The organism is Candidatus Thiodiazotropha endoloripes (assembly GCF_001708965.1).
GTDB classification, from domain to species: Bacteria; Pseudomonadota; Gammaproteobacteria; order Chromatiales; family Chromatiaceae; genus Thiodiazotropha; species Thiodiazotropha endoloripes.
Genome location: NZ_LVJW01000003.1, coordinates 1,769,378 through 1,792,390, shown reverse-complemented (window position 1 = coordinate 1,792,390; position 23,013 = coordinate 1,769,378). Strand labels below are relative to the sequence as shown.

The following is a 23,013-nucleotide window of genomic DNA, read 5'->3' as shown; positions in this document are numbered from 1 at the left end:
AGTAATGCAAATAAGAATAATTATCAATAGTATTATTATTAATTTTAATTTATACTCTGAATTTCCTGGTATTTGATGTGTATATAGCAACCTGGCCGAAATGGCTGATGACTTTAAACTATGAATATTTCAAGAGATTTTACGAAATTTACGGTTGTGATGACCTGTGGCCTTTTATTTTCGGCATGTGGAGGCGGTGGCAGTAGCAGTGATGGCTCTGATGAAAGTGAGGCAACTTTTACAAGCAAAGAGGCATTGGGAGAAGCGCTTTTTTCCGATGTGAATCTTTCTGGAAATCGTACCCAGGCCTGTTCAACCTGCCACAATCCGGATCGGGCCTTTATCGATGATCGCCTGGATGCTTTTGGTGAGATCGGTGCGGTTTCTATGGGTGATGACGGAATATCATTAGGCGACCGCAACACACCTTCAGCTGCCTACGCTGCCTTCAGTCCCGATTTCTTTGAAGGAACTCGTGATCGTCTCAACAGTGATGCAGGTCAGTATCAGGGATTTATGGGTGGCCAGTTTTTGGATGGCAGAGAAGCCGATCTCAAAGGTCAGGCTGGCGGACCGCCATTGAATCCCATCGAGATGAACATGCCTGACAAGGCGAGTGTCGTGGCTCGAATACAGGAGAACGAAGACTATGTTGAAGCCTTCGAGTCACTCTACAGTGAGACTGTTTTCGATGATGTGGATGCTGCCTACGAGGCCATGACCGAGAGTATCGCTAAGTTTGAGAAAACCGAGGGTTTTGCTAGCTTTGACTCTGACTACGATCGCCATATAAAAGGTGAGTATGATGAGTATATTCTCACCAAAGCTGGCTTGGGTAAGGCACTGTTCTTTTCTCAGGAATTCACCAACTGCGCAACCTGCCATCAGCTGCAGCCCAACAGTCATCCTCAGGAGACCTTCTCCAGTTACGAATACCACAATATTGGTGTACCGGAAAACACCGCTGTGCGGGCGGTTAACAATACAGCTGAAGGATTTATCGATAATGGCTTGCTAGATAATCCTGCCACCGCTGATACCTCCCACCAGGGTAAATTTAAAGTGCCCACATTACGAAACGTAGCGGTTACCGAACCCTATATGCACAATGGTGTGTTTCGTGATCTTAAGACCGTGATTTTGTTCTACGATCAGTTCAATAATGAAGATCGCAGCTTGAATCCTGAGACGGGGGCCGCTTGGACGGAGGCTGAAGTTCCAGAGACGATCAATCACAGCGAACTCGCTGCCCCGGCATTGACCGATGAGGAGGTGGAAGCGTTGGTATGCTTCTTACGTTCTCTAACAGATGCCCGCTACAAGCATCTCATTGAGGAAAAGGGCATTCGTTGTGAATGATAGCGGCAGATTCTGCCACTGTTTCCAACCGGTGGCAGAATTTAGCAGTGACTTGGTAATTTTCTGTAAACCATTGTATTTATAGAAAATATCAGTATGGGTATACTCATTTTCCTCGGTTGAAAAATCGGTTCATTGATCGCAGGAAGTGCGGTTACTCACCTGTTATTCAGGCGGTAGACTGAGTCGAGGCATCTGTGACCTTAAAAAACGGCTCTTCAGGTGGGTGAAAAGTGGCCGAGTTGTCTATTTTGTTGTCTATCTAAATAAGAATAAGAATCCTTAAGAATTAGGCCGGCAACAGAGTCAAAGTTAATTTACATCGTTCGAGAGTCAAGGTTTTTGTCAGCCACCAACCAATCTCCTGAATAAATTACTAAATTAACAATAAACAAGGAGTTAACTCATTGTTATTAAAATGATTTAATTCGAAGTATTAGTGTTTATTAATTCAGCTAATCAGCTAACAAGGATTACTGATTTGTGAATATCATTCCAAGTTATTAGGATTGCTCGCTCTAAATAAACCACGGAGATGAGGAGACGATGTTTACCACAAATCCCTTCAGCGAGCTTTCCGGAACTATCTCACCTGAGACCATGCAGATTTACGTAATCCTGATGGTCATCATGGTGGTCGGTGGCACTATCATCGATTTGATCCACAAGAAAAGTGCTCAGTACTTTTTCGAGAATTCCAAAAAAGCTGAAAAAAACGCCAAGCGTACCGTTAGCAGCGGTGAGAAAATGTCGCTTGCAGTGCAGACAGTTGCCAGCGAGGTACTGACCTCATCTGAATTCTGTAATCCGCAGCGCCGGCTTTCACACCTTTTAACTATGTACGGTTTCATCATCTTCGTTGTCTCCACGGCAACGCTGATTTTTGCCTACCCAACTGAGGCTTCGGCTGGCATCTGGCCTATGCTTTGGCATATTGGCGCAGCCATGCTCTGCATCGGCGGTTACTGGTTCTGGTTCATTATCCGTGTTGATGTATCTGCCGAGGGCAAGCCCTGGTACAAACTGGCGAAAGCCGACATTTTCATCGTCTCTCTGCTGACTACCGCCACTTTCGGTTTGCTGTGGTCCGCAACTCAGGGCGGTGGCCTTGGCTGGTTGTTCTTCGCACTGTTCATTATCTCGAGCACATCGCTTTTCGGTACTGTGCTTTGGTCGAAGTTTGCCCACATGTTCTTCAAACCTGCTGCGGCTTATCAGAAGAAAATCACCAAAGCGGACGGCTCGCAAGAGAATCTGCCAGATCTGGGTGAATTGTCTGATCCTGCACTGCAGTCACGCTATCCGGATATCCCCGAGTACATGGGTACCAACCCACCGAACATGGGACTTGGCATCAAGCGTGAAGCGCCTCAGCACTACTAAGTCGTTTCAACCGAATTAAGAGAGAACTGTTATGCCAACATTCGTATATATGACCCGTTGTGACGGCTGCGGACACTGTGTCGATATCTGCCCTTCAGACATCATGCACATCGATCCGACTTACCGTCGTGCTTACAACATCGAACCCAACATGTGCTGGGAGTGCTACTCCTGCGTCAAAGCATGTCCGCATCATGCGATTGACGTACGTGGTTATGCTGACTTTGCTCCTCTCGGCCACTCAGTTCGAGTGATTCGTGATGAGGAGAAGGGTGTTATCGCCTGGCGGATCAAATCCCGCAATGGCGAAACCGACCTGAACCTGCTGGCACCTATCACCACTAAGCCTTGGGGCAAGCACATTCCTCAACTCTCCAGTGTTCCTGCTCCTACTCAGGATCAGCGTGACAGCCAACTGCTGTACAACGAACCGAAATACATTCGTCTCGACGATGGTGATATCCACACTCTCGAGTCCAATGGCTTGCATATGGAAAAAGGGGTGTACTACTAATGGCCTACAAAACTATCGTAGAAGACAATATCGATATCCTGGTCGCTGGTGCTGGCCTCGGCGGTACCGGTGCGGCTTTCGAAGCGCGCTACTGGGGTAAAGATAAGAAGATCGTAATTGCTGAAAAAGCCAACATCGACCGTTCCGGTGCTGTGGCCCAGGGTCTCTACGCGATCAACTGTTACATGGGTACTCGCTTCGGTGAGAACAACCCGGAAGATCACGTACGTTATGCCCGTATCGACTTGATGGGTATGGTTCGTGAGGATCTGTTGTTCGACATGGCTCGCCACGTAGACTCGGCTGTACATCAGTTCGAAGAGTGGGGCATGCCGATCATGCGTAACCCCAAGACCGGTTCCTACCTGCGTGAAGGTCGCTGGCAGATCATGATTCACGGTGAGTCCTACAAGCCGTTGGTGGCTGAGGCTGCCAAGAAGTCTGCAGACAAGGTCTATAACCGTATCTGTGTTACCCACCTGCTGATGGATGACGCCAAAGAGAACCGGGTTGCCGGTGCTGTTGGCTTCAACGTACGTACTGGTGATTACCACGTATTCAAATCCAAGACTGTTGTCGTAGGTGCCGGTGGTGCTTCCAATATCTTCAAGCCTCGCTCCGTTGGTGAGGGTGCTGGTCGTGTTTGGTACGCTCCTTGGTCCTCCGGTTCAGCTTACGGTCTGATGATCGGCGCTGGCGCCAAGATGACTCAGATGGAGAATCGTATCGTACTGGCACGATTCAAAGACGGTTACGGCCCTGTTGGTGCTTACTTCCTGCATCTCAAGACCTACACCCAGAACTGTGACGGTGAAGAGTACGAATCCAAGTGGTTCCCGGCTCTGGAAAAAATGGTGGGTAAAGCCTACCTGGACACCGAAGCGTCCCACGTTTCACATCGTCCGATTCCAACCTGTCTGCGTAACCACGCGTTCATCAACGAGGTTGCTTCCGGTAAAGGTCCTATCCACATGGTCACCATGGAAGCCTTCCAGGACCCACATCTCGAAGAGATCGGCTGGCATAACTTCCTGGGTATGACCGTTGGTCAGGCTGTTCTCTGGGCAGCTACCGACGTTAACCCCAAGTATGAGAACCCCGAGCTGACCACCTCTGAGCCTTACGTCATGGGCTCTCACGCCACTGGTTGTGGCGCCTGGTGTTCAGGTCCTGAAGATATCTCTCCTGATGAGTACTTCTGGGGCTACAACCGTATGACCACCGTCGAAGGTCTGTTCGGCGCAGGTGACGCGGTTGGCGGAACTCCTCACGCTTTCTCCTCTGGTTCTTTCACCGAGGGTCGTCTCGCAGCCAAGGCTGCTTGTAAGTACATCGACGACGGTAAGGCTCAGGGCATTCGTGTTTCTCAGGAGCAGATCGATCGCCGTAAGGAAGATATCTACAAACCGATGGAGCACTACAAGATCTATCGTAATGAGATCGTTGCCGGTTCGGTTAACCCCAACTACATCAACCCACGTCAGGGTCTGGATCGTCTGCAGAAACTGATGGACGAGTATGCTGGTGGTGTTACCGTTCAGTACATGACCAATGAGAAGTTGCTGCACATCGGTCTGAAGAAGATGAAGACCCTCGAAGAGGATCTTGAGAAGGTAGCCGCTGAGAATGTCCATGAACTGCTGCGTGCATGGGAGTTGAAGCATCGTCACCTCGCTTCCGAGGCCGTTATTCATCACACTCTGTTCCGTGAGGAGACTCGCTGGCCTGGTTACTACTACCGCGGTGACCACATGAAAGTGGATGATGATAACTGGCATGTACTGACTGTATCCCGTCGTGATCCTGTTTCCGGCGAATACACCATGGAAAAAGCACCTCTGTATCACCTGGTTGGTGATATCGAAGATAAGGCGCTTGCAGAACTGAAGGCTACCGAAAAATAGTTAGCCGATAAGCTACCGGACAGGAGTCCCTGAGTGGGGCTTCTGTTTGGCTTTTAAGAGAGGGGCCAATATACTTGTTGGCCTCTTTTTTTATTTGTAAGTAACTGCATTTCTTGTATAAATAGGTATTTGCCAATTAAAGTCCAGTGTGAAGATATTAAACTAACTGGTAGAAATTAAAGGTTTTTACCCTATTGTGAATGCGCATTGTTTGTGATTTTTCCTAAACACAGAGCAGCAGATGAATATTATTGACAATACAGACGAAGAGCTTCTGGCCATAGGTATTCCCTGGTGGGAAGACCTGATCAAGTACTCCAACAAGGGGCAGTATGGAAAATTCATCCGTAATTTTTCCTATGATCTACTGCTCGGTCTGAATGAAGTCGAAGTGGGTAAACAGTTTGCCAAAAGCGAACTGACTCGTAGTCTGGATACCAAGTATGACTTCCTGGGATTCATCCGGCGTGGCGAGCATGTCACTTTTCTGTTCAGAGTTCGCAGTACCAAACGAGAAGGGGAGTGGCTCGGCAGAATGGTGGTTGGTTACGAAAGAGGTGAACCGAAAATTTTTGCCGCCTCCATTTTCTGAGGAAGGTCTGAACAGTTCATTTCGTTATCCCTGCGCATGTCGGGATTCAGCAAATTTGTTCCGTTTTTCGCCGGGACAGCGACTGCATCAGAGGTTGCCTAAGCGATCATGAAAGAGATCATACAACATCATAAACTCGTTGAACTGAACTATAAGGTTCTCGACGAGAAAACCGGCCAGGTTCTATCAACTGTTGAGTTTCCGATCAGTTATGTACATGGCGCTGATCAGGTTCTCGCCACTCAGGTTACGGCACAACTTGAGGGCAGGGCAGAAGGTGAGATCATTGAAGTACTGATCGACGGTAATACGATCTACGGTCCCCGTGATGAGGGACTGGTTTTTACCGATCATATCGAAAACGTGCCGGAAGAGTTCCGTGAGATCGGTACCAAGATTCTGATGGAGAACGAAAAGGGCGAACCCAGGGAGTTCATTGTCACCCGTATGGATGACAAAACCCTGACCGTTGATGGCAACAACCCCTTGTGCGGTAGAGATCTGATCTTCAAGTTAGAGATCCTCAAAGTCAGAGAGGCTACTGAACAGGAAATCGAAGCCGGTACCAAAGTGGTTAACGGGCCGGATATCGACTTGGGCAGCGATAAGATTGTGCCAATCTAGAGAGTAGCGAATAGCAGGTCAGCCTAGCCGCAAATCTACGTAATTCGCCGTGAATCTGCATCAATAGAAGCTGCTAAGTGAATGATAACCAAAGTAATTTGTAGTGATTGGTGCGCATTCGCGGTTAATTTTCTTATATGAGTGCTGGTTTTGATTGACCGCTACATATTGCTGAAGGGGTCGTCGTAGAGCAGGATGCTCACATAGGGCGCGTAGGTCAATACCGCTCCTTGATAGGAGCCCAGTTCATTGAAGGCATGCAGTACGCCAGCCAGATTCTCGTCACTGTTTGTATCGGCTTTTAAACGCTCCAGTGCCGAGACCAGGGGCTCGATGTCTCGCAATTCCAAATGCTGTTTCAATAACTCGATGGTTTCGTCGATTCGCTCGACTTGAATATGTTCCCGATTTTGTGTCAGTTGTGCTTCACCCCCTTCGCCAAAATCTACTGGAGCCTCATCTGTGTTGGTATTCCCAGCAGCCGATCGGCTGCTGGACTGAAGTCCGGCAAAGGCATTGAACTCCTCAAATGCCTTCTGTTTTATGGCATTTACAAAACCGTTGAACTCGTCAGTATTCGGTTTTCCCAGAAATAGCGAAATTAACGGTTCGCCATTCACCCGGCTATTGAAATGCAGGGCTGACTGGCTGATTACTGGCTCCGGATCGAGTACGGTGAGCATCACCGTCAGAGTCTCCTCTTTTTTAAACGGTGCCTTGATTCGAATGTCGATATGGTCATCGACCAACTCAAACTCCTGAGTCCCTTTAAAAAGGTCTTTCTGTATCAGCTTGGTAGTCATATCCGCGCTTTGCCGTTAACTGCTGAAGACTTTCTTCATGATGTCGGCGACAAACTCATGGGCATATGAGTTTTCCCCGCAGTGGATGACCTCGTTCTCTGTGCCGATAAAGGCCAGATAGGGGTGAACTTCGACTCCATCGTGTTCGATATTGGCCTGATCATCCAAGCTGCTGGCCACGCTGAAGGCGATTTCGCCCGTCAGCTCTCTTAATTGGTCACCAGTAATACCGCCTTGGGCCAGTTTGAAACGAATCTGCTCGATGATTTCTTGTACTAGTATCTCTTGCAGCTGTTCAAATTTCTCGATATCAATAATTTGTTGCATCTTGAGTTTCTTTTATCTTTTCCGAATCAACTATTATACACTTTCTCTTTTAAGCTTTTCAGCTTAACCCTCAGCGCACTGATAGGATTGATCCCCCTGGCTGTCTGGGGGTTATTGTCGATACAGCTCAATCGCCAGCGTTGACGGCGTTGCGACATCCAATCCTGTTTGTAGGCATCGTTACCTGTGAGAAAGTCAATCTCTTCAACTTTGTCTCGGTCGATGACCTGTTCCATCAAATAGGCAAGTAGAATTGTGCCGGGTGAGTAGCGTTTCCAAGCTTCGTCATAGACCAGCTTAAAAATACTGGCCTTACCGTGGGCGACGAACCAGAACTGTGCGGCAGCCGGATGGTTGTTGATATAGAGAATCGCGAGCCTCAACCAGCCTGATTCAGACAGATTTTTGGCCAGACCCTCAACAAAAGGTTCAAATACCTCATTGGCCTTCCAACTGGCATCATAGACCGCTCGATAATCGGCCAGAGCCTGATCCAAATGGCCTTTGGTGAAGAGTTCAATTCGGTAATCCTGTTCCCGTTTGAGCTTGCGTTGTTTACGTCCGACAGTGTTTCTCACCCTTGATGGGCGGGCAGCCAGATAATCGGAAAAAGACTCCCCGTTTGTGCGGTGATACCAATTATAAAAACTGAAGTAGCGATGACAGGTGTAGCCGTAAGAGGTCATGGTTTGTTCTAGCTCATGCAGGCTCAAATCATTCTCGGCAACAGGCTCCAGTTGCAGCGAATGGAGTGGCAGCGCTCTTAATCCTTCAATCAAGCACGCCAGAATCTGTCTGTTACCACTGTATTCAATCAGCAGGGTGTAGAGGGACGTATAGAGGTGCTTTACCGGATAGGCGTGTTCGCCACCAGTTTGCATCAATGGAAGCAGGGCAACCACCTTTTCCCCATCAACTACACAGGCCAGTAACAGTGTCTGGTCATCACCGAACCCATGTTTGTGTAGGTTTTCAAACCAGGTTCGGGAAAAAAACAGGCTCTCCTTTTCCGTCAAGGCAAACAGCTGATCGACGCTGGCCGGCAATTCAGACCAGTCAGCGTAACAGACAAATTTCATTGCTGAGTTTAATTGGCTTTCTGACTGCCGTCCTGGTCAGAACCACCGCTCATCTCGATCATTTCAGACACTTCCAGGGTGCCGTTGATCTCCAGAAAAGGGCAGCTTTTGGCAGCTTCGAGGGCCTGTTCCATGGAGTCGGCCCGGATGATACTCATACCGGACATGGCTGATATGGTACCAGGGGAGGCCTGACCACCGGGTTGTACAGTGTGAGTATCCTTAAAGGGAATGGCAGGACTGACTACCGCATCACCGAGGGAGATCAGCCACTGTTGATACTGCTCGAAATGTTTCTGACCTTCTTCAGGACTCGTGGGGTATTCACCCCCCAGATAGACAAAGATATATTGTGGCATTTTTTGTGGGGTCTCTATCAAGAAATACGGTATTATTGAGTAAGTTACGGATTTTACCCAAAATTCCCCCTAAAAACAGAAATAAATCTAATATATGCAGTCACAAAAAATTAGAATCATCATAGGGGGTGTGATGACTGGTCAGCAAAAAGTCGCTGCTATATAATCCAGGCTCTATGAATTATTCGTTGTCGTGAGAGTTGCGATATAGGATTCTTACGCGAACTATTTCGACTGCAAAACAAAAGGTGAATTATGAGCGGACAGCCTAAAACCAGACCTAAAGTGCCTGAGGGTAAATCACGTTATCTGACCACTCGTCAGAAAGAGGCTAATGAAAAAGGATTTGTCGGCTACGATACCATTTGGGAATCGTTTCAGAAAGTGGCTGAGTACACCACTCCTAAGCGCCCCTGATTCAAGTGGTACCGCGAACCTTCTACGGTTCGCGGCCACTTGAAAATAATAATAATTAATACCTGCTGATTGTCAGTTTCGACAGACTATTGGTAGATCAATCATCTGCCATACCCCTCCCTCAGTTCAGTTTAGTAGGCGCACGACGTCTCCTAACTGTTATCCCTCTTCAGGATAAATACGCTTAACATTTACTGATCCCGATGCTGATCTTCGCATTGATTAGCGAGAGATCTCAGAAGTTAGTCCATTTGATTGCCAGCACTCCTTAAGCTGTTCAAGTAGAAAAAGATCGAATATTCCGATCAGTACCATCAACAGTGCGAGGGGAGGACAACAGGCTGACTGTCAGTTTCATAGTCTTTACCTCATGGTGAAATCTAAACATCAATCCACTTGGCAAGGTAATTACCTGGCTGATCTTTAGTCGGAAATGATAATCAATAACAATTAATAACTCTAAATCAGACAAAACTGTTGACAGACTCATCGACTGAACAGCCTTCATCCAATGCTCGGTAGTGTGGTATTTCATATCGATTCGATGCGTTATAATTGGGTCACTCCAATCTCAAATTACAGGCTGACCCATGAAGCATTGCCAACCGGGTATCCTTGCCCAGGTACCCCGTCTTGCCCGCTATCTATCATTTACCCTGAAACCCGATATCGATTCGGACACCATCAGAAGGCTGGTGCGAGAAAAGCTCAATCATGAGGAGTGTGTGGTGGGTTTTGGGCTCGAGCTGGTATTGGCCCTGGGGAAAGATATCGACGGCTTGAAGCCATTTCCTGTTCTCTGCGGACCGGGCTTTACCGTACCGGCGACGCCCTCCGCATTATGGATCTGGCTGCAAGGGGATGACCGGGGCGAACTGCTACAGCGCTGTCGAGGCTTGACACAGGAATTGAGTGAAGCCTTTGTACTACAAAAGGTGATCGATTCCTTCCAATATCAGGACAGCCGGGATCTGACCGGCTATGAAGACGGCACAGAGAATCCTGAAGGTGAGGAAGCCATAAAGGCTGGTCTCGTTCAGGGGGCAGGGCCCGGAATGGATGGTTCCAGCTTTGTCGCTGTACAGCAGTGGATACACGACCTGGATCACTTCCAATCGCTGCCTCAAACGGATCGGGACAACATCATTGGCCGACGTATCAGTGACAACGAGGAGTTGGATGAAGCGCCCCCATCCGCCCATGTCAAACGTACGGCACAGGAGGATTTCGAACCGGAAGCCTTCATTTTACGTCGTTCCATGCCCTGGGCCGATGAGCATCAGGCTGGCTTGGTGTTTGTTGCCTTCGGCTGCTCCCTGGATGCTTTCGAAGCACTGTTGACACGCATGACCGGTAAAGATGATGGGATATGTGACGCTCTGTTTCGCTTTTCCCATCCGGTCAGTGGTAGTTACTACTGGTGTCCTCCAGTCAAGGATGGGGAGCTCGATTTGAGCCTACTCGGCCTCTCTTAATATCAGTCTGATGTGGTGGTAATCAGTGTCGATCTGACCAGGTTTATCTGAGTTTACATAATGATCATGTAGTTAGTTTTCCACTCAAGTAAGACTGAACTGACTATCAGAGTATTAACGACGGTTTTAAAAACAGGCAGCGATTCTGGCAAGAGCCCGCTCGATATCGTCATTCCATTCACAGGCACAGGAGAGCCGCATAAAGTTCTGGTATTTGGCGGTAGCGGAAAAGATCGGTCCAGGTGCAATACTGATTCCTTCGTGCAGCAGATCCCGAGTCATGGAAAAGCTGTCACGCTTGTCCGGCAGCTCAACCCAGATAACGAAACCACCCTGAGGTCGGGTGATGCGGGTACCCTCCGGAAATAAGCTCTCCACCGCATTGCTCATGCGCTCGACAGCCTGTGCATAATCATCTCTGGTTTTACGCAGATGTCTTTCATACTGGCCATTCTCCAATAGTTGCGCAACCGCCAGCTGGGGCAGGGTGGGGGTGGCCAGGTTGGTAACAAATTTTAAGTACTCCACCGCCTGCTGATACTGTCCAGGCACGATCCAACCGACTCTCAAGCCTGGTGAAAGGGTTTTCGAGACCGATGAACAGTGCAGCACCAAACCCTGCTGATCATGGCTTTTACAAACCCCGGGGCGTTGTTGACTGAATCCCAGGTCCCCGTAGACATCATCCTCAATCAAGGGAATCTGATGTGAAGTGAGTAACGCCACCAGCTCTTGTTTGTGCGACTCGCTCATACAATAGCCGAGCGGATTGCTGTAATTCGGCACCAGGATACAGGCCTTGACCGGCCACTGCTCCAGGGCCATCTGCAGGGCCTGGAGTGAGATACCATCCCTTGGGTGAGTTGGTATTTCCAACGCTTTGAGCCCCAGGGATTCGATTACCTGCAGCAAGCCATAAAAGGTGGGTGATTCAATCGCCACCACATCACCAGGCTGGGTCGTGGCACGCAACGCCAGGGTGAGCGCCTCCTGGCAGCCATTGGTAATGACGATATCATCGACGCTGACACTGCATCCGATCTCACCCAATCGGCGGGCGACCTGACGGCGCAGTTCCGGCACCCCTGGGGGGAATTCATAGCCGGCACTGCGTTGGCGTTGCAGCCGGTTGGCCTTGGCCATCGCCTTTTCGATCTGCCGGGTTGGCAGGTAGACAGGGGCTGGAACCGCAGCCCCAAGTTGGATCATATTGGATTGGTTGGAAGCCTTAACCAGTTGTAACGCCAGATCCTGACCGGTTACCGGTGATGGGCGGTTTTTCGGTTTCGAGATCTCCGGCTCTGCACTGCTCAAGGATGGGCGTAGACGCACATAGAAACCGGAGCGGGAGCGGGCCTCGATATAACCCTCATCCTCCAGCTTGCGGTAGACCGCCACACTGGTAGCCGTACTGACCCGGTGTTGGGCACTGAATCGGCGGACCCCGGGGAGGCGCTCTCCTGGGCGATAGTGGCCGTTGGAAATCTGATTCACAAGCTGTGCTGCCAGCTGTTGGTAGAGATAGGACATGTTGAAACCACTACAGTTGAGACATATTTAAATAGATACAGATTGTGTAACTTTCAAACTGTAACGATACAAAAATGTAAATATGACTCTGTACTGCTTATTTGTAAAGGCTTAGACTTGATTTGTCACATTCAGGGAGGTCATTTATGAGCAATTCAATCTACATCGTAGATGCATTCACATGCCAGCCATTCAAAGGTAATCCAGCGGCGGTATGTCTGCTCGATCAGCCTGTCGATACAGCATGGATGCAGTCCGTAGCGAGCGAAATCAATCTATCTGATACAGCATTTCTACTGCCGATGGACGACGGTGAGTGGAACCTCCGTTGGTTCACACCTCATACTGAAGTCGACCTCTGTGGTCATGCAACGCTTGCTGCAGCTCACATACTCTGGAGTGAACTGGGGCAAATCCAGAAGCAATTGGTTTTCCATAGTCCCAGTGGTCTGTTAAAGGCCTCCAGGGAGCCGCAAGGGATAATGCTCGATTTTCCGATAGATCATCTGATCGAGCAGAACATTGATCAATCCTTGATCGATGCATTGGGTATTCGACCAGAAATGGTGTTCAGGGGTAGGGAGGACCTGTTAGCTGTTTATCCAAGTGCACAACAGGTCAGAACGCTCAGCCCGGATCAAGCCGCATTGTCTAAGATTGCTTGCCGCGGTTTGATAGCGACAGCACCTGGAGATGAAAACGGGGTGGACTTCATATCTCGCTTTTTCGCCCCGGCCCTTGGCATTCCGGAAGATCCGGTCACAGGCTCAGCACATTGCACACTGGCCCCATACTGGAGTAACCAACTTGGTAAGCAGACGCTCAAAGCCTACCAGGCCTCACAGCGTGGTGGTGAAATCGAAATTAGGATGCGTGATCAACGGGTTATGCTGATTGGTCAGACAGTTACCATCATAAAGGGTAAGCTTCATGTCTGAATCACCTCAATGTTGGATAAATGGAGAACTGGTCACCCAAAACGAAGCAAAAGTATCTGTGTTCGACCATGGATTTCTTTATGGCGATGGTGTTTTCGAAGGAATTCGGTTTTTCAACAAACATCCATTCATGTTGTATGAACATCTCATACGATTACAAAAATCCGCCAAAGCAATCGCACTTGAAGTGCCTTATGACAATCAGGCGATTCTTAACGCGATCGAACAAGTCATCCATAATTTTGCTGAAGATTCCGGTTACTTGAGATTGATTGTGACACGAGGTGTGGGGCCATTGGGGTTAGATCCTACAGGCTGTACAGAGCCAAGCCTTTTTATCATGGCGGATCAACTGGCCATTGTCAGTGAGCGGATCAGAACAGCTGGCGTGAGATTAATAATCGCATCAACACGACGCTTACCGAATGACGGCCTCGACTCCAGGATAAAAAACCTCAACTACCTGAATCAGATTCTGGCAAGAATGGAAGCAAACGAGGCAGGTGCAGATGAAGCCGTATTACTCAATCAGGCAGGCCGGGTTGCTGAAGGCACAACGGAGAATATCTTCATCGTTGTGGAGGGTAAACTGCTGACACCACCGGTTACTGAAGGGGCCTTGGATGGTATTACACGTAATCTGGTGATTCAGTTAGCGCAGCAAAATGGGATATCGGTGGCTGAAAGCCCGTTAACCTCCTATGATCTCTACAATGCTGATGAGTGTTTCTTAACCGGTACTGGAGCTGAATTGATTCCTGTTTGTAAGATTGATGGGAGGCGTGTGAATGCCTGTCCTGGTGCTGTTTATAAGCAGTTAGAGGAGTACTACAGAAAAACAATAGTATGCCAGAGTGAAAATACACAACGGTTCTTGTGATCACTGTGATCAACTCAGTTACTCTTGGCATATTATAGATGAGGCTATCTAAATGAGGTTTATACAAACAGCAGTTTTATACTAGGTCGATGTGAGTTTGACACATCACATTCTGATACAAAGGAAATATGTATGTCACCGGGCACGATTCAGGTTATTCAATTCTCCAGCAGTGACCTGCCAGGCACAACTCTCTACCTTTAACATCGCGAAAAATAGCTGGAGTGGATGCAGGTGTACCCGAACCTTTTCAGGTGAGGAATGGTGATAAAGAGGGCATCATGTGATGGAGTCGAGGACTTAATAGTTGCCGCTATAGGGATTGAAAATAGCAGTGTTGAAGCCCTCACTTTCGGTTTATTACAGGTGCTTTATTGGATTTTGTGCCAATGAAACCCGCTGTTTTAAACCTGCGTAATGGATGAACACCTGGCTATGGAGTTAATCTATACAGTTATGTATGAAGATGGTGAGTTGGTTCGGAAAGTGATTATTTACGTGTTCTAGTGCCTTTACATGTTTTCAGATTAAGAACAGGGGATGTTCGTGGTTTTGCAGGTTTTCGGAATTTAAATCATACCAATCCTGTTATTACTATTGAAAAAGGAAGTCATATGCTACTACAATCAGTTACCTATAAATAATCGTTAGCTAAACTTAATTTTAGTTGACTCTTTATTTATAAATATTAAAGTTAATCAGTAAGATAAGTATAACTGGCTATCTTGCCATACTACTGGTCGACTGGTTGTATATTGGGAATGGATTGATAGGGATTTTTTATGATTACTTCTCATGGATCTCGTAAGCGCTTACTTCTATTGATATTACTATTTCTGGCATTGGTATTGTTTTATATCACTGGTCAAAATAATTATATCGAACAAATAAATAGTAACACTAATCTTTCCGTAAGTTCTGCCCACAAGAAAAAGATTTCCTATCCTCGTGCAGTAGATCCCAATGCTGAAAAACAACAGGCATATCCAGTTCCTGTTGTAGAAAGGCGGATAACGAGTAAAAGTATAAGAACATATAACAAGTTAATCACAACGACTAAGTTAGATGATTTTTACCAGCTATTTTCTGATGCGAACGATTTTGGACCTTTTGATATTCGAAGAGAGGAGCACTCAGAGTGGGAATCAGAACAGAGTAACAAGCACTATGGTCATTTAGCAGAAAAAAAGTACGATCTGATTGTGCTTCCTGTGCAGCTACGAGAGCACTGTTGTGACAGGGTTAGCACCATGATGTCAGCACGATGGATGGCAAAAGAGATTGAGTCTCTGACTGATCACAAAGTCATGTCCCCTGAGTTGGCACAGAGATTACTTGGGGAACGAAAAAGGAACTTTGATGTTGAATCCATTACAAAGCTAGCCCAAGAATCAGATGCTGATATTGTTTTAACCTATCTTTTTAATAAGTTTAAATATGATGGGGATGCAGAGGATAACAAATTACTCGTAGTATTGGTTAACAGTGCTGGTGAAATATCTAAGCTATCTCATCACGATCTTCAAAAGGTTACACCGGAGATGCCGCTAGAGGATATCATAAGGCAGATGTCACCGAAAATAGCAAAAGAGTTGTTTTCAGAAAATCATAGCAATGAGCCGGAACCAAGCTTTTATAGTTCAAACCATATTGCCACCTACAATCTTCCTGTCAATCTGGATCGCTTGCTAGATCGACCCTTGTCTCCAATAGAAAATGCGGCCTATTTACAACTCTTTGCATTACTATCGCCATCCATATTGAGTTATGAGAGAGATCGGATCTTTGAAAGATCATTAATGGCACTCGATGATGTGAATCCTTCAGTCCAGAATTATAATCTACTGAAGGCGAGAGCTCTGTTTTATCTCACGAGAAAGCCCCTGGCTGTAAAGATACTTGAAGATCCTTTGACGCCTTCAGAATTGGGATTTATGGCCTATATGAGTGGTAATTATCCCGATTTAAAGCACTATGTTGAACAGATTAATGAACCACTATTGAAGTTGATGGGGTTTATTGAACTTAAGGAGGTTCAATATGAATACAGTATATCGGATGAGTATGATATTAGCGATAGTCTAAAGGAAGAGTACTGGAAAAACCTGGTTCGCAGAATTGCAAGGGATAAGGATAGATGGTTTGTAGAAGACAATATCTCATTCTTCTCTTCCATACGGGGCCTTTATAAGGAGTTTGACGGATTTTACGATAAGAGTATAACAGCACACTTTGTCAGTGGTGAGATGGATTATTCGGAAAATAGTGATCCGATTTTAGAAAAAGTGCTGTACTATGGAAACCTCGGCTTCGCACAAACATTTTGCTGCTTGGAGTATACAAAAAACCTGGAAATAAACGATATATGGAGATTGTATCGAAATCTGGCACTTTCAAATACTCTTCGTAGCTTGGAGCGCTCTATAAATGTACATGCAAGCTACAGTTCAGCATACAAAAAGGCCACTAAACTGGAACCGATACTAAGTGGTCATCCGATATTTACAAGACTCTACGCTCAAGCTACTCAGGGAATGGCCTCAAAAAAAACTGGAAAGGAAAAAGAGTTTTACTATGAAAAGGCAATATCACTTGCAGATAAAGTCATTGCCTATTCAGGTGCGGCAGATTTTGATGTGTTGAGTTCAGAGCTAGTTAAAAAGGAGATACTTGAAGTAATCCCAAAATTCAGAGAAAAATATAAGTACTCTTTCATGGCAATTGAGAGTATGGATGTTCCGAGGGGAAATATAGTACTTGCAAAACGTGTGTATTCTGCCAATTCTGCAAAAGCACTACCCTATGATCATACTAATTTTAATATCTTAAAATATACAGCACATAGTGAGGAATGGAGTGATGAAAAGCTAATAGAGTTTTTAGTGCAACGATACAAAGGACATCCTGAGCGTGCTAGTTTTCTGGCCAACAAAATGATAGAGAGTAATCGCTCGAATGAGGCGATTAATCTACTAAAATCAGTAATATTAAAGGATAGTACAGATTGGAATGCACACGATACCCTAGGTAAATTACTGATTCGGAAGAGTGAGTATATTGATGCAGAGAAGGTGTATTCAAGTTATTCAGGTTTTCTTTCAGATGCTGGTTCTCAGCGTGTAGATCTCAGTAACAAAGCTTATGATGCGGGTAACCGATTTTATTGGCGGGGTAGGCATGAAGAGGCTAAAAAGTTTTATTCAATAGCTGGGTCCATTGAAACAGGTGCAGAAAGTGGTTATGCATCTTTACAGCGACTTGCAATGATGAGTCACGATTACCAAACTGCATTGAGATATTCTTTCAGAAGAGGTAAAAGATACAATAGCCGATACGGATATAGAGATTATCTGGCAATGCTGCATTTACTTGGAGAGCATGAGGAAGCCGTCTCAGGATTTACATCACTGGTATCGCGTTATGATTCGCCACCTGTATGGACATCTCTTCTGATTGGACAGCGTATCCAAAACAGTTCACAGGATATTTACCGCAATCTAGTTGGAGATGTTTTAAAAAATTCGCCTGAGTTCATGCAACTTCAGGCAGCAAGATATGTCTTTTTAAGTAAAGTTACTGACAGATTACCTTCTGAAAATGATTTACAAGAGTTTCCAGAAATACTAAGTGATTCCAAACAGTATCAAATTGCTAATAGTATTATAAAAAAAATTAGAGAAGAACATGAACTTGGAAACCCTTCTCTCAATTGTGAAAATGGCATACTCAATTGTGGAGGAAATACCAATAACTCTTCAGATATACCTGCGAATATTAGTCAGTTTAACAAGTATAAAAACTATCTTGAAGCATATATTAGTTTTAAAAACAGCAAATATGAACAAGCCTTTAATCAATATCTAAAAAACGACGAAGTTGATTCTATATTGAGCAGTGATACTGAGTATAACAAGAACGGAAAGCTAAACTCGATATTAATTGTTAATCACAGTTTGCCGTATCTTGCTATGTCTGCGTTAATGAGTGATAAGGATGATTTTCTAGAATCCTTGAAAAAAAATATAAATGGAAAACATCTTACTAAAGAGAGTGCATTTGATATCCTGTTGACTGAGTCAATAATATCAGCATCTGAAGAACAGTGGGACAACAGCCTGGATTTTATAAAAAAAGCGTTCAACAGAAGACCTCATACAAAATGGCGGCCAATGTACAGTTGGTATCAGATTACAGAAATTACTGAATGGTTGTACTTGTTGAGCAAAGACAGACGTTTTATTGACTTAGCGCTAGAATGGGTAAAGGATTATCAAGTTATACAGCCGCAGTTCTCCTGGGCTTATGCATTTGAAGCTTTATACGGTACTAACAGACAAGATAAAATCAAATCAGCTGCCTTCGCCTTTTATTTAGATCGTGATTCATATTGGCTTTCAAAGGTTCCTTATGATATCAAACGACAGGGAATAGAGTGGTGGAAGACAAATAATCCATTTAAAATTCGCACTATGAATCAACAAGGCGCGGAATCAATATAGGTTCATAAAGCTACAATTAAAGTAATTTACATGTGTAGCATTGTTTCAGTAAAGATGTATTTGTTGTCATTGGTGTGATGTACTCAGTCGTCCCTTCGTTCAACCAACTCAGGGTCGGCTGTTATTTCACGGTATACCTCGATCCTTGAGCCTTCCTCTACGACTGCATCAAGTTTTGCTATTTTACCAAATATACCCACTTTCTGTCGGGATAGATCAATCTCAGGAAATTGATCTAGCAGCCCAGATTTTTCGATAGCCTGACGTACAGTTGAACCATCAGGTACATCAAGTTTTAGCCACAACTGTTTAAATTTATCTGCGTAAGCAACACCGATATTCATCTGTAATCTTACCTATCGTAAACAATCATCAGGATTCGGGTTGAAATTCTGAAATTGAATTGATGGCCTTTTGTTTTCTTTCAGCAAACTTATTATCAAGCAGGCGCTTAAGGGCCAGAATAAAACCCAATACCAAAAAACCTCCGGGCGGCAATATAATCAATAGAAAACCTTTGTAATCCTCAATCAATGTGAACTCAATGAAACGGGCCCAACCACCAAGTAGTTGAGCAGCATTATCAAATAATGTGCCACTGCCCAATATCTCCCTTGCTGCACCAAGTAATACCAATGCAAAGGTAAACCCTATACCCATCATTAAACCGTCATACATGGATTTCATAACGGTATTACGGGATGCAAAGGATTCTGCGCGGCCAAGAATGGCACAATTCGTTACAATTAATGGTATAAAAAGTCCCAATACTTTATGCAGGTCATGCACCCAGGCATTCATCGACATATCCACCAGTGTCACCAGTACTGCAATAATCAGCACAAATACCGGAATCCGGACCTGAGGGGTGATAATGCCACGTAACAGAGAGATCATCAGGCCGGAAGCAACCATGACGACAGTTGTTGCCAGTCCCATTCCCAGGCCATTTGTTGCAGTACCGGTTACAGCTAATAGCGGGCAAAGCCCCAATGCCTGTGCAAAAACAATGTTGTTATCCCACAAGCCATCTTTGGTGATACGTCTATATTCGCTACTCATAATCGGCTTACTCAGTTATAGAAGCACGTTGCAGAGGTTCATCATCTAAATTGATTACAGGTGGTTGAAGCAATTCATCCGTATGTTGTTGGAAAAAAATAAGACCTTCATGGACCGCTGTTACGATAGCGCGGGGTGTGATGGTTGCGCCACTGAACTGGTCAAACTTTCCGCCATCCTTTTTGACGCGCCATTGTTGATTCGAGGTGTTGTCTAAAGAGTGTTCGTTAAATCCTAAAATCCAGTCATCCTTCGCCACCTCGATTTTATCACCCAGACCGGGTGTTTCCGCATGTGACAATACTCTTACGCCCAACACCTCACCCTTTGCATTGATCCCCATAATAAGTCGAATATCTCCAGCATATCCCTTACCGATAACTTCCCAGGCAAGTGCATTGACCTGCATACCCTGTAACCCTCGGTATACGGTCAGATTATCTCCACTATTATCGGTAATGCTCAAGGGCTGTTCGAGTAGATCACTGTCATAATACTCAGTGGGAACAACCTGATTCAGGGAATACAGCAGATCCTCTTTTTGTCTTGCCTTGATATCGTCCTTGGTGGCGATATTGCCGGCCACCAGAAGCGCGGTTGCAAGGGTGGAGAAGCCACCAAGCAGTACTGCCTGATAGCCAACCCTTTTACGATATTTTGGTTCCTTTGGGGTGCTCATTTGATATCAGCTCCCTCATCAGCATAAACCAATGGTTCACCTTTGCTGTCACGCCCGTAAATTCTTGGCTTCAGATAGTGATCGATCAGTGGTGTGCAGGCATTCATCAACATCACAGCAAATGCTACCCCTTCAGGATATCCAGCCCAGGTTCTGATTGCATAGATGAGTAGACCGCAACCTGCACCAAATAACAGTTGTCCACGAATCGATACAGGTGATGTAACGAGATCGGTGGCAATGAAAAAAGCACAGAGTATTGCGGCTCCACTTAACAGATGTGTTGCTGGGCCAACATAATTGTGCGGATCGATCAGGTGAAACAGGCTGGCGAGTAGTGCCAGGGTTGCCAGCGTGGAGACTGGAATATGCCATGTGATCACCTTCTTGTAGATCAGAAACAGTCCACCCAAAAGCAGTAGCAAGGCTGAAGTTTCACCAAGACTGCCTGAAGTCTCTCCCCATAACTGCTGCCAGAATGAAGCTGTAGTCGTTGTTGCCTCGGGCAATGCGATACCCCGACTAAGCTCAGTTTTAAGATGCCCCAGAGTGGTTGCACTACTCACCGCATCAATGGAGTTGGAGCTGCCAAAAGTGATAGCCAGGCTCTCCATAAACCCAGGAGCCTGGGCGGAAAACAGGGGTAGGGGGTGATTGAATAGTGTCATTTCCAATGGAAAAGAGATCAGCAGGGCAACCCGGGCCACCATGGCCGGATTGAAAAGATTCTGGCCGATACCACCGAATATCTGTTTGGCGACAATGATCGCCAGCAGCGCACCCACCAGGCCAATCCACCAGGGAGCCCAGGGAGGCAGCGTCATTGCCAACAGCCAACCCGTCAGAAGTGCAGAGCCATCCATCAGATAGGGTTTGATGGGTTTACCGGCAATCTGTAAAGAAAAAGCTTCAGCTGCAACACAGGCCACAACTGTAGTGAGAAAAAGAAAGATTGCAGGCCAGCCATACTGATAGAGGCCGAACAGAGTCGCCGGGAGTAGACTGAGCATAACCAGTCCCATGGTCCGGCTGATACTGTTCTTGGCATGGGTATACGGTCCGAAAACTGTTGTCTCTTCACTCATGACTCTGCTCCTGCCAGTGCCGCTTTCTCAGCTTCTCTTTTTTTCTTCTCCTCCATCTCTTTTTTACGTTTTTGCATCGCTTCCCGTTTGGCACGCTTTATTCGCTCCATACGCTCGTTTCGGGCTTCAGCAAGGCGTTTTGTCTCATTCTGTTTATGTTGTGCTCGTTGTCTGGAGGCCAGTTCACCCTTGGCGTAGTTAAAATATTGCACCAAAGGAATATGGGAGGGGCAGACATAGGCACAGGAGCCACAGCCTATACAGTCGAGCAATCCTAGTTTGACTGAGCTGTCCAGACTGCCGGACCTGATATGGTTAGCCATTTCCAGAGGAACAAGCCCACAGGGACAGGCATTGACACAACTCGCACATCGTATACAGGGCATCTCAGTTGCGGCTTTATTTTCCGCACCCGACAGCGCCAGTAAGCCATTACTGCCTTTAACAGCTGGAACTCGCAGGCTGGGCAGTGGCTGCCCCATCATCGGCCCTCCACTGATCAGGCGTTCCGGCATCACAGAGAATCCACCACAATAATCGACCAGGTTATTGAGTGGCGTTCCAATCAGCACTTCAACATTTTTTGGCTGTTCAATGGCTTCACCTGTGACAGTCATCACTCTGGAAAGCAGAGGCCTGCCTAATGCAATGGCATCATAGACAGCTCGTGCTGTGGCAACATTGTGTACCACGACACCAATATCCGCTGTAAGCCCTCTTGCAGGGGTCTCTTTACCGACCAGTGTCTGTACCAGATGCTTTTCAGAACCCATCGGATAACGGGTCGGTAAGCCGACTACGTTGATCATCCCGGAATTCTGAGTGATTTCTCTGATCGATGCCTGTGCTTCAGGCTTGTTATTCTCGATGGCGAATAAAACCTGCTCCACGTCCAATGCGCGGGCCATCAATTTTACGCCTTCAACAACCTGCGTCGCTTGTTCACGCATCAAACGATCATCACATGTTAAATAGGGTTCACACTCGGCACCATTGATCACCAAAGTGTTAAGGGCATATCTTTTACGTAAATTCAGCTTCACCGCAGAAGGGAAGGTGGCGCCACCCATACCGACAATCCCAGCACGGGCTACCCGGTCAGCAATCTCCTCAGGGGATAACTGCTCGTAATTATCACAAGCCTCAAGACTATCCAGCCATTCATCCTGACCGTCCGGTTTCAGGGTGATGGTTCTAACCGAGAGACCTGAGGGGTGGTGCGCCGGATAACCACCAACTCCCATGATGCGCCCGGAAGTCGGCGCATGTACCGGTGCTGAAATTGCACCTTGATTACGTGCCAGCAACTGACCTTTCTTAACATCATCACCCCGTCTAACCAATGGCTCGGCAGGGGCACCGATATGTTGCTGCAGAGGGATATGCAGAAGCGAAGGCAGTGGTAGTTTCTCAATAGCTTGGCCAGCACTTAGCTTCTTTCTGTCATTCGGATGAACGCCACCCCTGATTTTGAACAGTTTGAATAGTTTGCTTCCAGCCATGA

General features: G+C 46.4%; 21 protein-coding genes. 11 read left to right on the top strand and 10 right to left on the bottom strand.

Features of this window, described 5'->3' with window-relative positions:
- Window positions 1–120: 120 nt before the first annotated feature.
- The 6 genes from A3193_RS08030 (at window position 121) to A3193_RS08005 (ending at window position 6,376) form a co-directional block, all read left to right on the top strand.
- Window positions 121–1,359, top strand: coding sequence for a cytochrome-c peroxidase (locus A3193_RS08030; RefSeq protein WP_235614924.1), 1,239 nt, complete (start codon window positions 121–123; stop codon window positions 1,357–1,359).
- Between the two features lie 600 nt (window positions 1,360–1,959).
- Complete coding sequence (locus tag A3193_RS08025) at window positions 1,960–2,742, top strand: adenylyl-sulfate reductase (RefSeq protein ID WP_069006078.1); 783 nt, start codon at window positions 1,960–1,962, stop codon at window positions 2,740–2,742.
- Window positions 2,743–2,773: 31 nt separating this feature from the next.
- Window positions 2,774–3,256: an adenylyl-sulfate reductase subunit beta gene (gene aprB, locus A3193_RS08020; RefSeq protein ID WP_068993137.1), complete on the top strand. Its 483-nt coding sequence runs from the start codon at window positions 2,774–2,776 to the stop codon at window positions 3,254–3,256.
- Window positions 3,256–5,160, top strand: coding sequence for an adenylyl-sulfate reductase subunit alpha (gene aprA, locus A3193_RS08015; protein WP_069005856.1), 1,905 nt, complete (start codon window positions 3,256–3,258; stop codon window positions 5,158–5,160). Before aprB ends, aprA begins: the two co-directional genes overlap by 1 nt.
- Before the next feature lie 241 nt (window positions 5,161–5,401).
- On the top strand, window positions 5,402–5,752 hold the full coding sequence (locus tag A3193_RS08010) for a hypothetical protein (protein ID WP_069005855.1): 351 nt from the start codon (window positions 5,402–5,404) through the stop codon (window positions 5,750–5,752).
- A 108-nt stretch (window positions 5,753–5,860) separates the two neighbouring features.
- Window positions 5,861–6,376, top strand: coding sequence for an FKBP-type peptidyl-prolyl cis-trans isomerase (locus A3193_RS08005; RefSeq protein WP_069014477.1), 516 nt, complete (start codon window positions 5,861–5,863; stop codon window positions 6,374–6,376).
- A 161-nt stretch (window positions 6,377–6,537) separates the two neighbouring features.
- Here the strand turns inward: A3193_RS08005 and A3193_RS08000 are convergent, their stop codons facing one another.
- The 4 genes from A3193_RS08000 to A3193_RS07985 are packed head-to-tail and all read right to left on the bottom strand — an operon-like array spanning window position 6,538 to window position 8,944.
- Window positions 6,538–7,179 carry a hypothetical protein gene (locus tag A3193_RS08000; RefSeq protein ID WP_069014476.1) on the bottom strand — a complete coding sequence of 214 codons (642 nt, stop codon included), beginning with the start codon at window positions 7,177–7,179 and terminating at the stop codon, window positions 6,538–6,540.
- Between the two features lie 15 nt (window positions 7,180–7,194).
- Entirely contained in the window at window positions 7,195–7,506 is a 312-nt protein-coding gene (locus A3193_RS07995; RefSeq protein WP_068993120.1) for a hypothetical protein, read from the bottom strand.
- 26 nt (window positions 7,507–7,532) lie between these two features.
- The gene (locus A3193_RS07990; RefSeq protein WP_069014475.1) at window positions 7,533–8,585 is read right to left on the bottom strand and encodes a GNAT family N-acetyltransferase; all 1,053 of its coding nucleotides are present in this window, start codon (window positions 8,583–8,585) and stop codon (window positions 7,533–7,535) included.
- Window positions 8,586–8,593: 8 nt separating this feature from the next.
- Window positions 8,594–8,944, bottom strand: coding sequence for a YciI family protein (locus tag A3193_RS07985; protein WP_069005851.1), 351 nt, complete (start codon window positions 8,942–8,944; stop codon window positions 8,594–8,596).
- A 255-nt stretch (window positions 8,945–9,199) separates the two neighbouring features.
- On the opposite strand from A3193_RS07985, the gene A3193_RS20695 reads away from it, so the two are divergent.
- Both A3193_RS20695 and A3193_RS07980 read left to right on the top strand, forming a co-directional pair.
- Window positions 9,200–9,361, top strand: a complete 162-nt coding sequence (locus tag A3193_RS20695; RefSeq protein WP_201258738.1) for a hypothetical protein — start codon at window positions 9,200–9,202, stop codon at window positions 9,359–9,361.
- Between the two features lie 590 nt (window positions 9,362–9,951).
- Window positions 9,952–10,836 carry a Dyp-type peroxidase gene (locus A3193_RS07980; RefSeq protein WP_069005850.1) on the top strand — a complete coding sequence of 295 codons (885 nt, stop codon included), beginning with the start codon at window positions 9,952–9,954 and terminating at the stop codon, window positions 10,834–10,836.
- 126 nt (window positions 10,837–10,962) lie between these two features.
- On the opposite strand, the gene A3193_RS07975 is transcribed toward A3193_RS07980, so the two are convergent.
- Window positions 10,963–12,366, bottom strand: coding sequence for an aminotransferase-like domain-containing protein (locus tag A3193_RS07975; protein ID WP_069014474.1), 1,404 nt, complete (start codon window positions 12,364–12,366; stop codon window positions 10,963–10,965).
- 146 nt (window positions 12,367–12,512) lie between these two features.
- On the opposite strand from A3193_RS07975, the gene A3193_RS07970 reads away from it, so the two are divergent.
- The 3 genes from A3193_RS07970 to A3193_RS07960 all read left to right on the top strand — a co-directional run bounded on the left by A3193_RS07970 (window position 12,513) and on the right by A3193_RS07960 (window position 18,683).
- Entirely contained in the window at window positions 12,513–13,304 is a 792-nt protein-coding gene (locus tag A3193_RS07970) for a PhzF family phenazine biosynthesis protein (protein WP_069005848.1), read from the top strand.
- A complete protein-coding gene (gene ilvE / locus A3193_RS07965; protein WP_069014473.1) occupies window positions 13,297–14,184 on the top strand; it encodes a branched-chain-amino-acid transaminase in 888 nt (295 codons plus the stop codon). The genes A3193_RS07970 and ilvE overlap by 8 nt, the downstream gene beginning before the upstream one ends.
- A gap of 782 nt (window positions 14,185–14,966) precedes the next feature.
- On the top strand, window positions 14,967–18,683 hold the full coding sequence (locus A3193_RS07960; protein ID WP_069014472.1) for a tetratricopeptide repeat protein: 3,717 nt from the start codon (window positions 14,967–14,969) through the stop codon (window positions 18,681–18,683).
- A gap of 83 nt (window positions 18,684–18,766) precedes the next feature.
- On the opposite strand, the gene A3193_RS07955 is transcribed toward A3193_RS07960, so the two are convergent.
- The 5 genes from A3193_RS07955 to rsxC are packed head-to-tail and all read right to left on the bottom strand — an operon-like array spanning window position 18,767 to window position 23,011.
- On the bottom strand, window positions 18,767–19,027 hold the full coding sequence (locus A3193_RS07955; RefSeq protein ID WP_069014471.1) for an RnfH family protein: 261 nt from the start codon (window positions 19,025–19,027) through the stop codon (window positions 18,767–18,769).
- A gap of 28 nt (window positions 19,028–19,055) precedes the next feature.
- Entirely contained in the window at window positions 19,056–19,745 is a 690-nt protein-coding gene (locus tag A3193_RS07950; RefSeq protein WP_069014470.1) for an electron transport complex subunit E, read from the bottom strand.
- Window positions 19,746–19,752: 7 nt separating this feature from the next.
- Window positions 19,753–20,424, bottom strand: a complete 672-nt coding sequence (gene rsxG, locus A3193_RS07945; RefSeq protein ID WP_069014469.1) for an electron transport complex subunit RsxG — start codon at window positions 20,422–20,424, stop codon at window positions 19,753–19,755.
- Entirely contained in the window at window positions 20,421–21,509 is a 1,089-nt protein-coding gene (locus tag A3193_RS07940) for an RnfABCDGE type electron transport complex subunit D (protein WP_069014468.1), read from the bottom strand. The genes rsxG and A3193_RS07940 overlap by 4 nt, the downstream gene beginning before the upstream one ends.
- Window positions 21,506–23,011 (bottom strand): electron transport complex subunit RsxC, encoded by a 1,506-nt coding sequence (gene rsxC, locus A3193_RS07935; RefSeq protein WP_069014467.1) that lies wholly within the window; start codon window positions 23,009–23,011, stop codon window positions 21,506–21,508. Before rsxC ends, A3193_RS07940 begins: the two co-directional genes overlap by 4 nt.
- Window positions 23,012–23,013 lie beyond the last annotated feature (2 nt).

Coding starts and splice junctions, on each gene's coding strand:
- A3193_RS08030 (WP_235614924.1), top strand. CDS start 121: ATGAATATTTCAAGAGATTTTACGAAATTTACGGTTGTGATGACCTGT.
- A3193_RS08025 (WP_069006078.1), top strand. CDS start 1,960: ATGCAGATTTACGTAATCCTGATGGTCATCATGGTGGTCGGTGGCACT.
- aprB (WP_068993137.1), top strand. CDS start 2,774: ATGCCAACATTCGTATATATGACCCGTTGTGACGGCTGCGGACACTGT.
- aprA (WP_069005856.1), top strand. CDS start 3,256: ATGGCCTACAAAACTATCGTAGAAGACAATATCGATATCCTGGTCGCT.
- A3193_RS08010 (WP_069005855.1), top strand. CDS start 5,402: ATGAATATTATTGACAATACAGACGAAGAGCTTCTGGCCATAGGTATT.
- A3193_RS08005 (WP_069014477.1), top strand. CDS start 5,861: ATGAAAGAGATCATACAACATCATAAACTCGTTGAACTGAACTATAAG.
- A3193_RS08000 (WP_069014476.1), bottom strand. CDS start 7,179: ATGACTACCAAGCTGATACAGAAAGACCTTTTTAAAGGGACTCAGGAG.
- A3193_RS07995 (WP_068993120.1), bottom strand. CDS start 7,506: ATGCAACAAATTATTGATATCGAGAAATTTGAACAGCTGCAAGAGATA.
- A3193_RS07990 (WP_069014475.1), bottom strand. CDS start 8,585: ATGAAATTTGTCTGTTACGCTGACTGGTCTGAATTGCCGGCCAGCGTC.
- A3193_RS07985 (WP_069005851.1), bottom strand. CDS start 8,944: ATGCCACAATATATCTTTGTCTATCTGGGGGGTGAATACCCCACGAGT.
- A3193_RS20695 (WP_201258738.1), top strand. CDS start 9,200: ATGAGCGGACAGCCTAAAACCAGACCTAAAGTGCCTGAGGGTAAATCA.
- A3193_RS07980 (WP_069005850.1), top strand. CDS start 9,952: ATGAAGCATTGCCAACCGGGTATCCTTGCCCAGGTACCCCGTCTTGCC.
- A3193_RS07975 (WP_069014474.1), bottom strand. CDS start 12,366: ATGTCCTATCTCTACCAACAGCTGGCAGCACAGCTTGTGAATCAGATT.
- A3193_RS07970 (WP_069005848.1), top strand. CDS start 12,513: ATGAGCAATTCAATCTACATCGTAGATGCATTCACATGCCAGCCATTC.
- ilvE (WP_069014473.1), top strand. CDS start 13,297: ATGTCTGAATCACCTCAATGTTGGATAAATGGAGAACTGGTCACCCAA.
- A3193_RS07960 (WP_069014472.1), top strand. CDS start 14,967: ATGATTACTTCTCATGGATCTCGTAAGCGCTTACTTCTATTGATATTA.
- A3193_RS07955 (WP_069014471.1), bottom strand. CDS start 19,027: ATGAATATCGGTGTTGCTTACGCAGATAAATTTAAACAGTTGTGGCTA.
- A3193_RS07950 (WP_069014470.1), bottom strand. CDS start 19,745: ATGAGTAGCGAATATAGACGTATCACCAAAGATGGCTTGTGGGATAAC.
- rsxG (WP_069014469.1), bottom strand. CDS start 20,424: ATGAGCACCCCAAAGGAACCAAAATATCGTAAAAGGGTTGGCTATCAG.
- A3193_RS07940 (WP_069014468.1), bottom strand. CDS start 21,509: ATGAGTGAAGAGACAACAGTTTTCGGACCGTATACCCATGCCAAGAAC.
- rsxC (WP_069014467.1), bottom strand. CDS start 23,011: ATGGCTGGAAGCAAACTATTCAAACTGTTCAAAATCAGGGGTGGCGTT.